This is a genomic window from Longimicrobiaceae bacterium (assembly GCA_036375715.1).
GTDB lineage: Bacteria > Gemmatimonadota > Gemmatimonadetes > Longimicrobiales > Longimicrobiaceae > DASVBS01.
In genome coordinates this window covers 100,194-114,948 of sequence record DASVBS010000053.1, presented here as the reverse complement: position 1 = coordinate 114,948, position 14,755 = coordinate 100,194, and the positions used below count along the sequence as shown (strand labels likewise).

Below are 14,755 nucleotides of genomic sequence, written 5' to 3'. Positions count from 1 at the left end.
TCATCGGGGTCGATCCTGGTCGGGCGCGGCCGCCTGCAGCTTCGCGGGATCGAGCACCACGTGCTTCACCCGCTTCCGATCCCAGGTATAGGTGATGTGCACCAGGCCGTCGGAGGTCTGGATCACGGCCGGGTAGGAGAACTCCTTCCCGGGCTCGTTCTCGAGCACGAGGACCTGCTGCCAGTGTACCCCGTCCTCGGAGAGGGCAACGCTGAGCGTGCTCCGGTCGTTGTCGCCGTCCGCGGAGGTGGTGGGGTTGTAGGCGAGCAGGTGCCGGCCGTCGGTGAGGGTGATCGCATCCGTCCCCGCGCTCGGGTTGGGGACGTCCAGCAGACTCATCGGACCCCAGGTGTGGCCGCCATCGCGGGACTCGATGGTGAACAGCCGGTCCTGGCGGGTGCGGCCGATCGCCTGCAGCCGTCCATCGGGGTGGAAGAGGATGCTGGGCTGGATGGCGCCGATCTGGCGACCGTCGTTCACCGGCGGCGTCCGGGTCCAGGTCTTCCCGCCGTCGGTCGAGCGCTCGAAGTGTACCCGCCAGCCGTCGTGCTCGGTGCTCGAACCGGCGAGGATGTCGCCGTTGGGCAGCACCACTGGCTTGTTCTTCACCGGCCCGATCAACCCCTCTCCCAGCCGCTCCGGCTCACTCCAGGTGCGTCCGCCGTCGTGCGAGACGACGCGCATCCCCCACCATTGACTCGGACTCGGCCCGACCTTGTAGAAGAGCATCAGCGGCCCACCCTCCGGCTGAAAGAGCACCGGGTTCCAGGTCGGGTAGCGGGTACCGTCGAGCTGGAGCCCGTTGGCCACTTCGGCGGGTCGCGTCCATTGCCCGTTCTCGTGACGGGCTACCCAGATCCCCACGCTGGGATGTCGCTCGTGCTCGCCGCCGAACCAGGCGGCGACCAGCCCCTCAGGTGTCTCGACGATGGTCGAGGCGTGACACTGGGGCGTCGGGGGATCCTCATAGATGAACTCGGACACTTCGACCTGTGCAGCGAGAGGGGCGTCCAGAAGGAGGAGAGCGGCGACAGGTCTCAGCAACGATCGTGCGTTCATCGGGGCTCCGAGATTGCGGGCGGCGACTGGAGCGATGGTCGGGAAAGGCGCGATCGACGACGGCCGGCAAAGCCGCACCGGCGCCAAGCTACCGTCCGGGCGCAGGAAGTGCGAGAGCCGACGGCGGGTAATCCTTGGCTCCTTGCGTCCTCGCTTCTCATGCGCTACTCTGGATTAAACCAATTGGTTTAAATCCATATGGCTTCATGAGAGCAAATCCGTTTCGCACCTCGGGGGTGGCTCGCCCGCCGTACTTCACTGATCGTGAAGCCGAGGTGTCGCGGATCCGGGAGACGATGGCGACGCCGGGCGCAAAGCTGATCGTGTCGGGCGAGCGTCGCATGGGCAAGACCTCAGCCGTGGTGGTGGCGCTGGAAGAGCATCGCGAAGCGGGGGGACTGGGCATTCTGGCGGACTTTTCCACCGCCTCCACGCCCGTGGACCTGGGGAACCGGATCCTCTCCGCGGCCACCCGCGAGCTCCATCGCCGCTGGCAGGACCGGGTGATGGACTTCATCCGTCTGCTCCGACCCGAGATCACGCTGGGCACCGATCCCACCGGCCAGCCAACGGCCAGCTTCGCCCTCGGCCTGCGAGAGGCTGCTCCGGAGGACCAGTACGAGACGGTGGCGGCGGTGCTGGATGCGCTCGAGCGGATGATGGCCGACCGTGACGAGAACTTTGCCATCGCGCTCGACGAATTCCAGGAAATCCACACGCTCGGCGGGGAGAGAGCGGAGTGGCGGCTACGTGGGGTCACCCAGCACCACCAGCATCTGAGCTATGTCTTCGCCGGATCCAGGACCAGCCTGATCCAGCGGATGCAGGAGAAGAACCGGGCGTTCTACCAGCTCGCCGATCGCCTGAACTTCGGTCCGATCGATCCCGAGCACATGGCCGCATGGATCGAGCGCCGTATGCGGGAGGCGGGCGTGCGCGCCAAGGGAATGGGAGCCCGCATCGTGGCGCTCGCTGGCCCCCGAACGCGCGACATCGTGCAGCTCGCGCGCAAGAGCTTCGATCTGGCGGTTGGCTCGGGGAAGGTGATGGAAGAGGTGGTGCGCGCCGCCTTCCACGAACTGGTGATGGAAGAGGACGATCCGGTGCGTCTGTACTGGGATTCGCTCACCGCCGCACAGCAGAACGTGCTGCGAGCGATCGCTGCCGGCGAACGACAGCTCACCAGCCGCGGTGCTCAGCGCCGCTTCGCCCTCTCCTCGCCGCCGGCGGTGCGCAAAGCAGCGGAGAAGTTCGAGGAGGATGGTTTCGTGATCCGTACGGCCGAGGGAGTCTACGAATGCGACAGCCCGTTCGTTCGAGGGTGGCTGATCCTGCACACCCTGCCCGATCTCGGGATCTACCGCGATCCGGCCGCGCTGCCGGAATGATGGGTGAGATGAACACGACGGGCGGTATGGAAATTCACGGCGCGAAGGTCCAGCCCGTATCGCGACGGATCCGGGATCTCGCGGCCGGCCAGGTCATCGTGGCGCTACTCTCCCTGTTATTGTTCGGCTGCGCGGAAGATGAACCGCCTCCGGTCTCTCGGGAGAACCCGATCGTCCCGCTCGATACCGGGACGGTCTTCATCTACACCGACAGCGACACCTTCGCCGTCAGCGTCGAAATCGCCGAGACACCAGAGCAGCGGCAGATCGGCCTGATGGAGCGGACCGCACTGCCGGAGAACGAGGGGATGTTCTTCCTCTCCTATGAAGAGTACGACTCGACCCACGGCTTCTGGATGTTCCGCACCCGTATCCCCCTGGACATCGCGTATCTGGATCGGGACGGTCGCATCGTGGCGATCCGCTCTATGGAGCCGTGCCAGAGCCCCTACGCCGCTGGCTGCCCCACCTACCCGGCGGGCGTGCCTTACTATGGTGCGCTCGAGGTGAACGCCGGGTACTTCGCGTCGAAAGGGATCGAAGTGGGCGATCTGGTCCGGCTAAGACGGGGTGGCGGGCGCCAGAATGCGCCCCCGGACTCGGCGTAGCGGCGGAACACGCCGTTCACCCAACCATTCCCACGGAGTGTCGTGGCCGAGGCCACATCGCTCCGTACAAGCCGGCCGCAGGCGTTTTCCAGCTTCAGGTCCCCTTCGCCGTCAGCCGCCCGAGGTAGCGGCGGCCGTCCCAGAGGACGGGGACCGCGCGCAGCAGGGAGAAAAGGACGGTGATCACCACCAGCGCATCCACTGCGATGCGCAGCAGCCCGCCCCAGCCGGCGAGGGTGGCGAGGCTCGGCCAGGCGAGCAGCAGGGCCAGCCCGCAGAAGCTGGCGGCCTTCAGCCCACCGTACGCGGCCCGGCTCCAGCGCGAGGCGGTGAGCTCCCTGGCCCAGGCGGTGTCCTGCATCCCTTGTTCGCCGAACGGCGTGCGGCCGTGACGGAAGGCGAGGGTGCGGAAGAAGTCGGTGGTGACCGTTCGCACGATCATCGCCAGCGGCACCCACAGCGGAACGAACGGCACGCCGCTCGGGTCGCGCCGGATTGCAAAGAAGGTCCAGAGGGCGAGCTCCACGATGCGGTCCCCCGCAATGTCGAAGAGCGCCCCCGACTCACTCTCCTCCTTCCATCGCCGGGCGGCCCACCCGTCGAGGGCGTCCATGAAGATCGCCCAGGCCAGCAACGGCACCATCAGCAGATCCAGCCACCACCAGGTGACCTCGCCCTTTCGCGCCCACACGGCGATGATGGCGAAGATCAGGAGCACTCTTCCGACCGTCAGCAGATTGGCCACGGTTCCATCCGGTAGAAGATCCGATTTCCCCCTTACCACCCGAAAAGGAGCATCATCGCCACGTCCCCGCGTTCGGTCGTGACCCGGCAGTTGCAGTCTCCCGCGATGGCCATCCGGTGGAAGGAGGCCCCCACTTCGACCCGGGCTCCCACGCCGAGGCGTTTGAAGAGCCAGTAGCGTGGCGGGGTGAAGACCTCCATCCCCAGGCCCGTGTAGGTGGTGTTCGGCCACCATGCGATGGACGGGTAGATGGTGGGAAGATGTCCGCCGCGGATCGGGGTCGCGCCCGCCGGCTGACCATTCACCGTCACGCCGCTTATGGAGTAAGAGGTCCAACCGTAGCCCGCTCGCCCGTAGATCCGCAGCCATTCCTGGCGGATAGGGGTGAGGCGGTAGTTCAGGCCGCCGGTGACCTCCCGGATGTAGAGGCGCCCTGAAACGCGACCGTATGTCGCACCAGCCTCGTTCCGGATCAGGTATGAGATGTCCGTGACGCCGTAATCGAGGGTGTTCTCGATGGAAAAGCGGGGTCCGAAGTAGACGTTGAACCAGGCGCGTGTCCCCCAGTTGGGCCCGCGGTGAGCCTCCACCATGCGCAGGCCTTCCGCAGCTTCGATTCCGAGCTGGGTCAGGATCCCGGGATCGTCCGGGGCCGGCAGGAGTCGGGCGAAGTCCCCGCCGCCGAACTGGTGGTAGGTGCCACCGCTCACGCTCGTGAAACGCTCCGGGAGCTCACCCAGGTAGAAGGTCTTGGCGGGGGGTGAGCCGAGAACATGCATCGCGCCCGTCATCCAGGGCAGGAGCTGGCTGACGGCGACGCTCCCGCCGGGCAGCAGACTCCAGAGCACGATCGGAACGTTCAACACGCCCCAACCGCTCTGCAGGCTCGTCAGCGGCGAGATGGGGGCGAGGGCCACGCGCAGGACGGTCGGTTCGTAGGGAGGATAAACCGCCGTCGGGCCCGGGCGATTCCAGGCGGAGTTGAAGGCGGGGTTCAGGGGGGCCACGTTGCCGAGGTCCACGCGCTTCAGCGTGCCCGCTCCGGGAGAGGGCACCGCCGGGAATCCCATGTGGAGAGGCAGGAGGAACCAGGCCCAGCGGCGACGAACCTCCTTCTCGGCGGGGTTCATGACCAGCGGCTCGAGGCGCTCCCAGTCCGGCAGCAGGATGATCGCGTTCCGGCGATAGATGAGGTAGCGATCATCGTCGATCATCTCGTACCAGGGCCGCGAGAGATCGACCTCGCCCGAGGGGGTGAGGTGCACCTTCGGCACCACGTCGCCGAAGATCTTCTCCGTCGCATCCACCGGCCCGACCTTGCGCCAGGTGCCGGGGAAGGGGTAGGTGCCGTGCGAGTCCCGGTTGTAGGAGCGTTGGAAGCGCGGCCAGATCTGGAGGAGCTCGTCGGTGCCCTTGTTGTTCCCTCCGATATAGCCGATGGGGTGCGTAGCCAGCCGGCCTTGCGCCATGGTCATGCGGCGACGCACCGCGTGGTCCATGTAGCGGGTGTCCTCCCAGATGTGGATCGAGCCGTCGTTATGATCCGCCCTGCGCCACATCGTCTCGCCCGCCTCGATCCCCAGGTAATCCAGGATCATCACGTTGTTATGGAAGTAGTACGCGACGTTCCGGATGCGCAGCGAATTCAGTGGGATGGGGGCGAAGGGGTCCAGAATGGCGCGGACCTCTGCTTCGGTGAGGAGACCGCGCTCGTCCAGCCGGTGGTCGTAACGGCTGTTGGAGGTGACTGAGACGGTGATGTGCTCCCAGTCTCCTTCGTGGTTGTTCCCGCCGTCGTTGAAGGGGTAATAGAACCAGAACTGGATCAGGAACTCGTAGAGCGGCGCCCCGTCGGTCCCGCCCACCTCGTGGATGAAGGGGTGAGCGTAGATGCGCGTTCGGGCGGGCAGGCGCGTACCGTGATGAGGCCGCCAGGACAGCTCGTCGTCGCCGGGGACGTCGATGAACAGGACGGTGTCTGCGCCGGGAGAGGGGGGGCGCACGCTGGAACGTACCCGCCGCGGTCCGTGCGAGCGCAACAGATCCTGCAGCAGGTCGTCGTCGATCGCCACCACCGGTCGCTCGGTTGCGATATAGCTCCCCTCGGCTCCCGGAGTGGCGCGTGCGCCGAGGCGGACGGCTCCGGAGTCCACCCTCAGGTAATCCCGCCAGGCGTCCACGTGCACGACGACCTCTTCATCGAGCACGTCTTCGAACTCCATCGGAACCAGGAAGGTGTTGCGGCGGAGGATCGGGGAGAAATGCTCGGCGAGCTCCAGCAGGCGGTCGGCGCGGCGGTCGTCGACGCCGTCCCGAGGAGCGAGGTCTACGTAGTCCGGCGCAGTCGAGTCACCATAGAGGTGGAATCGCTGGGTTGCCTCCGTCTGCGCGATGATGGCGGGAGGGGGCGGGAGCGATTCGTAGTAGTTGTCGCGGGTGATCTTCTGTGGGTGGGCGACCGAGGGGGCGAGGAGAGAGAAAAGCAGCGCGGCGCAGGCAGCCACTCGGTCGGGGAGTAGAGTGGGGTGCCGGCGACCCCATCGGGCCCGCATACAGGGGAGGCACATGGAGGGAGACATCCCGGGTCCGGGGGGAGGGGGACCCAAGCGGTCGGCGACGGGGGGCGCACTGCGGAGAGGGCGCAGGGCCGCGTCGTCCTCTCGGAAAGGAACACGCTCAGGAACGATGCTGTCCCCTCAGGAGGACGTCAAGGGAGTTGTCTCTAACGTCCTACGCGCAGTATCCTCATTTCCTGGCACGGCAGAAGGCTCCTGTTAAGCGTGGTTGGCCGCGCGAAGCCGTTCGCCGAGCCACGCCCACTCGCCGTCACCTTCGCATCTTCAGCCCGCATGTCGAGCACCGGCGCCGTTGCCTCCGTCGAGTTCCCCCTCCGCCTGGCGGCGATTGACATCGGGTCGAATGCGCTCCGCTTTGCCATCGCCGAGTTCACCGCGCCGGAGGCCTTCGTGCTGCTGGAATCCCGACGGGTTCCGGTGCGCCTCGGCCATGCCGCCTTCCGCAGCCGTCGTATTGAGCCGGAGCGGATCGACCAGGCAGTCGCGGCCGTGGCGACATTCCGCGAGCGGATGGACGCCGCGGGTGTGCGCCATTACCGAGCGGTAGCCACCAGCGCGGTCCGGGAGAGCGAGAACGGGCCCGAGTTGATCGAACGGGCACGGAAGAAGACGGGTCTCGAGGTGGAGCCGATTACCGGCGCGGAGGAGGGACGGTTGGTCTGGCGAGCGATCCGTGCCCGTCTGCCGCTGGCCGGGCGACGCTGGTTGCTCGCCGATCTGGGAGGTGGCAGCCTGGAGCTCTCCTTCGCCGAGTCACATTCGCGCCGCTGGACGGAATCGCTTCCCCTCGGTACGGTCCGCTTGCTCGAGGAGCTCGGCGGGGAAGGGAACGGTAGCCCGGCCTCGGAGAAGCTCCGCCCGCTGATCGAGGCGTATGCCGGTTCGGCGATCGGAACCTTGCCGCACGGGACGAGGGTCGAAGCCTTGATCGCAACGGGCGGAAATGCCGATGTGCTCGCCGAGCTGGCCCAAGCTTCCCCTGACGCCTCGGGCGCACGGCGGCTTACCCGCAGTCGCCTCGTGGAGCTGATCGATCAGCTCGCTCCTCTCTCCTACCAGGAGCGGATGGCGCGCTTCAACCTGCGCGAGGACCGCGCGGACGTCATCCTGCCGGCCGCGATCGTCTACGAGCGGCTGGCGCTCATCGCGGGTACCGAAACGATCCTGGTGCCGGGCGTGGGTCTGAAGGAAGGGGTCATGCTCGACCTGCTCGACGAGCTACGCTCTCACTCCTCTCGCGAAGCCGCACTCACCCACGAGCTGGAAGAAAGTGCGATCGCCTTGGGCCGTCGCCACCAGTTCGACGAGGCTCATGGCCGGCAAGTCGCCCGGCTCTCGCTACGGCTCTATGATTGTCTGCAGGCGCTTCACGGACTGGGCGAGGTGGATCGCCGCATTCTGCTGGCGGCCGCGATCCTCCACGACATCGGGAAGTTCGTCGCGAATCGCAAGCATCACAAACACTCCCGGTATCTGATCCGCCATGCCGAACTGCCGGGTCTGAGCCGCGCGGAGATCAAGCTGGCGGCACTGGTCGCACGCTACCACCGCGGATCCCGGCCAAAGCGCTCGCACAAGGAATACGGAGGGCTCTCCGACGAGGACCGGAGACGCGTGCGCACGCTGGTCGCGCTGCTGCGCGTGGGGGACGCGCTCGACCGCGAGCACCGCCAGGAGGTGCAGGAGCTGACTGTGCGCGCCCAAGACGACGCGGTTCATCTCCATGTGGTGACGGCGGGCGAGACCCCGTTGGATCTCTGGGCCCTGAAAAAGAAGGGAAAGCTGTTTGAGCGGGTTTTCGCTCGTCCCCTGCACGTCGCGCGGATGGAAGCGACCGCCCCTTCCCCCACTGACCCCTGGATGCGATCGGGATGAACGTTGGCACGCTGCTGATCCTGCCCCTGCTCCTGCTCGCCATGGTGACCCCTCTTTCCGCCCAGTCAGGTTGGCGGGCCGACGCGGCCCTGGTGGATAGCCTGTCAGGCGGTGAGTTCATCTACGACGAGGAAGCGGTGCCGGAGTACACCCTTCCCGATCCGCTCCGCAAGTCGGATGGAAGCCGCATCACCGAACCTGAGGAATGGGAGGCTCGGCGCGAGGAGATCCTGGAGCTTTTCCGGGAGAACGTCTACGGGCGTCGGCCGGGGCGGCCCGACAGCCTCTGGTTCGAGACGCTGGAGGTGGACCGACAGGCGCTCGATGGGGCGGCGACCCTGCGTCGGATCGCCGTCCACAGTCGGGTCGAGGACAGGCATCACTCCTTCGAGCTCCTTCTCTTCCTTCCCAACGGCGTGCTCGGCCGCACCCCCGTCTTTCTGCTGCTCAACAATCGGCCGCGCACCAACACCGACCCGACCCGACAGGAGCGCTCCGGCTTCTGGCCGGTGGAGGAGGTGATCGACCGAGGATTCGGGATCGCCGCCATCCAGAACAACGAGCTCGCACCGGATGATTCATTGACCTATCGCAACGGGGTGATGCAGCTCTTCGAGGGGGTGGCCGCGGGTGAACGCGAGACCGACGCCTGGGCTGCCCTCGCCGCGTGGGGATGGGGAGCCAGCCGCGCAATGGACTACTTCGAGACCGATCCGGACGTCGACGCGACGCGGGTAGCTGTGCTCGGCCATTCGCGCGGGGGAAAGGCGGCCCTCTGGGCGGGTGCGGAAGATCCTCGCTTTTCGCTGGTCATCTCCAACGAATCGGGAGAAGGCGGCGCGGCGCTCGCCCGCCGTCGCTTCGGGGAGACGGTCAAACGCATCACCACCTCCTTCCCACACTGGTTCGCGCCCCGTTTCGCGGAGTACGCCGATCGCGAAAGCAACTTGCCGGTCGACCAGCACATGTTGATCGCCCTCATGGCACCCCGCGCGGTCTACGTCGCGAGCGCGGACGAGGACCTGTGGGCGGACCCTCGCGGAGAGTTCCTCTCCCTGGCGCACGCCTCTCCGGTCTTTGCCCTCTGGGGGAATGCGATCGTGCGGGAGGACCAGATGCCAGGGCTGGAGCAGCCGGTGCACTTCGGCCGGCTGGGATACCACATCCGTCGCGGTGCCCACAATCTCACGCCGTACGACTGGATGCGCTTCCTGGACTTCGCGGAGTACCTCTGGAGGTAGGCGGCGGGCGGCTCACGCAGGCGGGGCGTCCGAATTCCGCAGGTGGGGCACCCCGGGATGCTTGGCTTGTGAGCCGGGTCGGGCGCCGCCGTTTGCTCGCCGTTCTCGATGCCGAGCTGGAGCCCTACGAGGTGATCAGGTGAGCACCTTGTGAGGCGGCTCAGCGTGGAGGTTCGCTCGCCGTTCTCGATCCTGGCGAGAGGCGCGTGAGGTGATCAGGCGGGCGCCGTGCGAGCCGGCTCAGGTCTGCTGATCAGGTCGCCGCCCTCGATGCCGAGCCAGAGGCGCGCGAGCAGCCCTTCGAGCTGGTCGATGGTGATCGTGCCTCGAGCCAGATCGCCGGCCGCTCGGGAGAGCACGAACTGGCGGATTTCTTCGCGACTCAGCGGCGCCTGCTGCGGCAGGTAGCCGCCCTCCTCGAAGAAGCTCCGCAGCGCTTGTTTTCGCTTCGTGCCAAAACGGGGCACGGCGCCGGCTTCGAGGGCTTCCATGATGCGCGCCGCGTTCCCCTCCAGGCTTCGAGCCAGGTCGTCGACGCGGTCGAGGAAGGTCGTGCCCACCGCGCCCGATTCTTCCAGCGCGACCCGATCGACGCGCCGCCCCACGCCGACGCCGACTGCCTCCAGGAAGGCCTCGGCCACTCGTCCTTTCGCCTCCAACTCGCGGGCGAGTCGTTCGTCGACGAGCGCGCGCCCGCCGTTCCTCACCAGGGCCCGCAGCGGACCCCAGCGCTCGGGTCCAAGCGACAGAAGCCGGTGCAGCGTCTTCGGATCGTCGAGCAGGTACCAGAGGTGGAGGGCAGTCACCTCCGCCTGCGTCCGATCCAGGCGGGGCACGCCGAGACGGCGTCCGTAGCGGGCATGATCGTCGCCGCCGGGGTGAGGTGGGAGACGCCGAGAGAAGGGGATCGCTGGCGGGATCACCAGCCGGCGCTCCGCTCCGCGCACCTCGGCTAGGTCGATCTCCCGGAACTCGATTCCCGCCAGCAGTCCCTCGCTGGCGATGCCTCGCCAGCGCGCCACCTCGTCCCCCTGTGCGGTGAAGTAGAAGATCTGGCGGCCCTCCCGGGCGAGCTCCACCGCAGCCTCCATGATGGCGCGTGCGCGCTCGTCGTCGCTGTTGCCCAGCACTTCGTCGAGCAGCAGGGGGAGCCTCACGCCCTGCTCCTGCTGTTCGACGAAGGCAACTCGCACCGAGAGCAGGAGCTGGACTCGCGTGCCGCTCGACAGCTCTTCCAGCCGCCGTTCCTGCCGATCGATCCGATCGAATGCCGTGAATTCAGGCTCTCTCTCCTGACGCAGTCGCAGCTCGTAGCGGGCGTGGGTGATGCGCGAGAACAGCTCTCGCGCGCGCCGGAAGACCGCCGGCAGATGCTGGTCTCGCGTCGCCCGCTCGAGCGCGTCGATGAGCGCCTCCGCAATCGCTGATCGAGCCTCCTTCTCCCTCGCCCGCCGCAGGTCCTCTTCAGCCCGTTGCACCCGCTCGAGCGCTTCCTCCACGCTGTGTGAACGCTTCGCATCATTGATAAGCGTTTCGGTAGCGGTGATCTCGCTGGCCAACTGGTCACGCCGGCTCGCACGCTGCGCCTCCAGCTCGATCTCCGCTCGGAGCTCGTGCGCTGGGCGCGACATCACCTCCGCGGTGACGCCAAGACCCTCCAGGCGAACACGCGCCGCTTCGACCACGCTCTCCGCCCGACGGTGAGCATCGTAGGCCTGCCGGTAGTGCGGACGCTGTTCGCACCAGACACGTACCGTCTCGTCGCTCCCGGCTTCCAGTCCGAGCGAGTCGAACAGACGCTGGATCTCCTCCTCCCGCGTCCGGCGCTCCTCGGCGAGCCGCCGAAGCGTGGCCTCCGCGTTCCGCAGTCTCTCGTTTTCGCTCCGGAGTGTCTGACGCCGCTCCTGAAGAGCGCGGATGGCAGTGGATAGCTCACCGACCGTCGTGAGCGGGTGATAGCCGAGCGGCTCGAGGCGGGTGCGAAGAGAATCCTCGATCTCCCCGGCGCGTTCCTCGGCCGCACGGAGGACCCCTTCCTCTGCCACCACCTCAGCGTGCGCGGCCTGCCAGCGGGAGATCGCTTCCGTGATCCAGGCAAGCTCGATCGGTGCCGTGTCGGGTGGGACTACCCCGAGGCGCGAAACGATACGGACTCGCTCCTCCTCGATTTCCCGCTCGGCCGCGGCGAGCCCCGCAAGATCCTCTTCGAGCTCGCGCCGGCGGGCCTGCTGGATGACCGCCTGTCGCGCGGCGAGGCCACGCTCCTCGAGCTTCGTCAGTAGCGTCTCTACCCCCCGTGGGTCCCAGCTCGCCGGTCCACCGAGACCGAGCTTCTCGTACTCCCGCCGGTGCACCTCGCGCGCATCCGCCCCGGCGGGTGGCGACGCTGAGGGCCAGAAGATCGCCATCAGCAGGGTGAGCCCCAGGAGCAGGATAGCCAGATAAGGGGGGTGCAGACCGAGGGCGAGAATCGCCCCCACGCCGACCAGCGCCACCGCCGCCGCGCCGCCGGCCATCCGCTTCCACCCGCTTCGCTTGGTCTCCGGCGCGGCGGGCGGTGGCTCGCGCAGCCAGCAGCGGAGGAGGCGAATTCCTTCGTCGACCCTGGCGGCATCCTGGTCGAGGGGCGATCCGTTCAGGAGGCGGAGCTGGCTTTCCAGGGCATTCCGCCGCGAGGCCAGCGCGTTCACCCGGCGGGCGAACTCTGCCACATTCGAGATCCCGGCGAGATCGACCGCCGAGAGGCGCTCGGGATCCGCAAATGCTCCGAGGCGCTGCGCCTCGGCATCGCGCCGCGCGAGCGCTCTCGCGTGGGCGGCGGAAGCCCGCTCTACCTCTCGCAGCGCGGTTTCCAGCCTCGCGAAGTCCTCCTCGAGTGCCGGGACGAGGTCCTCCCGCAGCGCCTCATCCGGAAGCGCCAGCTCGGCCATGCGCATCCGGCTGTGCTCGGCCGCCTTCTCGGCGTCCCGGCGCGCCTCCTCGTTCCGACGAAGGCTGTCGCGAAGCCGGCAGAGCTGCTCGAACTCGTCGCCCGCCACATGCTCCATCGCGGCCGGGAAGCGGGCCAGCGCCGCGCGAGTGACCGCCTCGCGCTCCCGCGCCTGAGCGTGTTCCAGCGCGGCCTCCAGTAGCCCCATGCGCCGCTGAGCAGCATCGGCTTCGCGAAACTGGCTTCGAAGCTCCGCAAGCTCCCGTTCCTTCGCGCGCAGCTCGCGGTGGCGCGCGACAGCCGCATCGTACTCCTCTCTCGCGCGATTCAGCGCCTCGTTCAACGCGTTGCGCCGGCTCGTCGGCGCGCGAGGCTCCAGCTTCGCTCCGCTCGCCCGCACGTCGAAACCGCCGGCCGACTCCCGCGCGATCACGGCGGCGAAGCTCGAGTCCCGCTCGCGGAGCAGGTCGTGTAGGGAGAGATGATAGCGCTGATGCCCCTCTCCCGGCGGCAGGTGGGGCGCGGAGGCCTCCACGCCGTTTCGCCAGTACCGCACCCGGGAGCCGTCCACCTCCGCAATCCATTCCTCCTCCCCCAACCGGAACCTTCCTCGGAGCGATTCCCGTGACTCGCCCACGGATTTCGGCCAGAGGAGACGCGCTACCGATCTCGCCGTGGTCGACTTCCCCGATCCGTTCGGGCCGTGGATGATGTTGATGCCTGGTGAAAGCTCTCTCAAGCGGAAGCCCTCGGCGTCGAAGCCAGGAGCCCGCCTGACCTGGAGCTCTTCGAAGCGGAGCGACGCCTCGCTCATGCTCCCTCCCTCGATGCCAGCAGCTCGTCCAGAAGGAACATGGCCTGCTGCCCGAGCAGCTCTCTCACCCGCGCCTCCGATGGCCGTTCGTCATCCTCCTCCTGGAGCGGGAGGTACTGGCGCGCCTTCCAGACCTCTTCCACCTGGGCGACCGCGGTGCGCACGAGCTCCTCCTCCGTCGGAGCCAGGGTACCCTTGTCGAGGTTGCGGATCAGTCGCGCGAGCAACGCGGGCGCGTCCTGGCCATGTGCGAGCTCGTCGAGGTCTCGTGCAGGACGGGTTGCGATTTCCAGGCGCTCCACTCCGGCGCGCATCTCGCCCGAGCGCGCGTCGAGGTCGCCGACCTCCTCCCAGTTGCGGCGCTGAAGCCTGCGGTGCAGTGGCGTCCTACCGGTGAGCCGCACCCGCAGGCTAAGGTACTGGAGCGGACCCGCCTCGGGCTCCACCGCCGCCAGCGCCGAGTGCACGGAGGCCACGACTCGCCGGTCTACCTCCGCCTCCTCGTCCGCTCCAGCTACGTCCACCTCGATGCTGTCGTACCGCACCGTGGAGAGCGGGAGCATGCGGGCGTGAAAGCGTCCGCCGGAGTCGATCTCGACGATCCAGGGGCCGTGAACTCCCGGCTCCCCCGGGTCCATCGCCTGCGGGGATCCTGGGTAGAGCAATGCCGCGCCCCCGGCATGCTGCCGGAGGGCACTCCGGTGGATGTGGCCGAGAAGCCAGAAGTCGACTGGCGCGGCGCGCAGCGCGGCGAGACTCACGGGCGCGTGGCGACTGTTCGGCTGGTCCAGGTCCGCGTGGAGGAGACCGATCACCGGGACCCCGTCGCGAGGCCGTCGGGGGTAAGGCTGCAGTGGGTCGTCCAGGAATACCGCCGCCGGGAAGGACCAGCCGTCGATGTGCAGCACCGGCCGCCCGTCGCGTTCCACCGTGTGCCGTTCCCAGCGGCCCTGCTGACCGAGCAACCGGAACTCGTCCCGACGGAAGCGGCTGGCGACCCACGGGAGGGTGTTGTGGTCGTGATTGCCGGCAACCGCCACGGTGCCGATGCCGTGCGAAACGAGCGCCCGCACCCCTGCCTCCACCGGTCCCGCTGCCTCGTAGTAGCGATTCGCCTGATCCACCAGGTCTCCCGCCACCAGCACCAGCTGCACCCCTTCCGCGATAGCGCAATCGACCAGGTTCGACCACGCGCGGGCACACGAGTGCGCCGAGGTGTCCACCCGGCCCGGCAGGCGGGTGGGGCGGCGACCAATGTGAACGTCAGCGGTGCAGAGGATCTTCACGGCGAGCGAGGTTCGGGAAACTTTCGGCCAGCGCCAATCTATGGCCGAAGGCCGACTACGAGCAATGATCGGGTGGTCCGGCGCGATTTGAGGTGCGTATGGTCACCAGCGGCGCGCCGTCGACCGCCGCGCAGAAGCGAGCTTCCTGGCGCAATGAGCGGCGCCCCTCGGTGCCACCCCCCGCCGGATGAGAAGATAGCGGCCTCCTCTGACTCGGACCCTGGACGCCGGGTC

The 14,755-nt window shown here is 67.8% G+C and carries 9 protein-coding genes; 4 read left to right on the top strand and 5 right to left on the bottom strand.

The features are described 5' to 3' along the window. Positions 1–1,059 carry a sialidase family protein gene (locus tag VF167_10165; GenBank protein ID HEX6925789.1) on the bottom strand — a complete coding sequence of 353 codons (1,059 nt, stop codon included), beginning with the start codon at positions 1,057–1,059 and terminating at the stop codon, positions 1–3. 206 nt (positions 1,060–1,265) lie between these two features. Between VF167_10165 and VF167_10160 the strand changes: the two genes are divergently transcribed. Continuing rightward, complete coding sequence (locus VF167_10160; protein HEX6925788.1) at positions 1,266–2,447, top strand: hypothetical protein; 1,182 nt, start codon at positions 1,266–1,268, stop codon at positions 2,445–2,447. Between the two features lie 8 nt (positions 2,448–2,455). Further along, positions 2,456–3,055, top strand: a complete 600-nt coding sequence (locus VF167_10155; protein HEX6925787.1) for a DUF192 domain-containing protein — start codon at positions 2,456–2,458, stop codon at positions 3,053–3,055. Positions 3,056–3,149: 94 nt separating this feature from the next. Here VF167_10155 and VF167_10150 read toward each other — a convergent pair whose 3' ends face one another. Beyond that, entirely contained in the window at positions 3,150–3,800 is a 651-nt protein-coding gene (locus tag VF167_10150; GenBank protein ID HEX6925786.1) for a CDP-alcohol phosphatidyltransferase family protein, read from the bottom strand. A 32-nt stretch (positions 3,801–3,832) separates the two neighbouring features. Beyond that, positions 3,833–6,304 carry a hypothetical protein gene (locus VF167_10145; protein ID HEX6925785.1) on the bottom strand — a complete coding sequence of 824 codons (2,472 nt, stop codon included), beginning with the start codon at positions 6,302–6,304 and terminating at the stop codon, positions 3,833–3,835. Positions 6,305–6,649: 345 nt separating this feature from the next. Between VF167_10145 and VF167_10140 the strand changes: the two genes are divergently transcribed. Both VF167_10140 and VF167_10135 read left to right on the top strand, forming a co-directional pair. After that, positions 6,650–8,251, top strand: a complete 1,602-nt coding sequence (locus VF167_10140; GenBank protein ID HEX6925784.1) for a Ppx/GppA phosphatase family protein — start codon at positions 6,650–6,652, stop codon at positions 8,249–8,251. Further along, positions 8,248–9,492, top strand: a complete 1,245-nt coding sequence (locus VF167_10135; GenBank protein HEX6925783.1) for a hypothetical protein — start codon at positions 8,248–8,250, stop codon at positions 9,490–9,492. The genes VF167_10140 and VF167_10135 overlap by 4 nt, the downstream gene beginning before the upstream one ends. A gap of 215 nt (positions 9,493–9,707) precedes the next feature. Here the strand turns inward: VF167_10135 and VF167_10130 are convergent, their stop codons facing one another. Both VF167_10130 and VF167_10125 read right to left on the bottom strand, forming a co-directional pair. After that, the gene (locus VF167_10130; GenBank protein HEX6925782.1) at positions 9,708–13,235 is read right to left on the bottom strand and encodes an AAA family ATPase; all 3,528 of its coding nucleotides are present in this window, start codon (positions 13,233–13,235) and stop codon (positions 9,708–9,710) included. Further along, the gene (locus VF167_10125) at positions 13,232–14,521 is read right to left on the bottom strand and encodes a DNA repair exonuclease (GenBank protein HEX6925781.1); all 1,290 of its coding nucleotides are present in this window, start codon (positions 14,519–14,521) and stop codon (positions 13,232–13,234) included. Before VF167_10125 ends, VF167_10130 begins: the two co-directional genes overlap by 4 nt. Between the last annotated feature and the right edge of the window lie 234 nt (positions 14,522–14,755).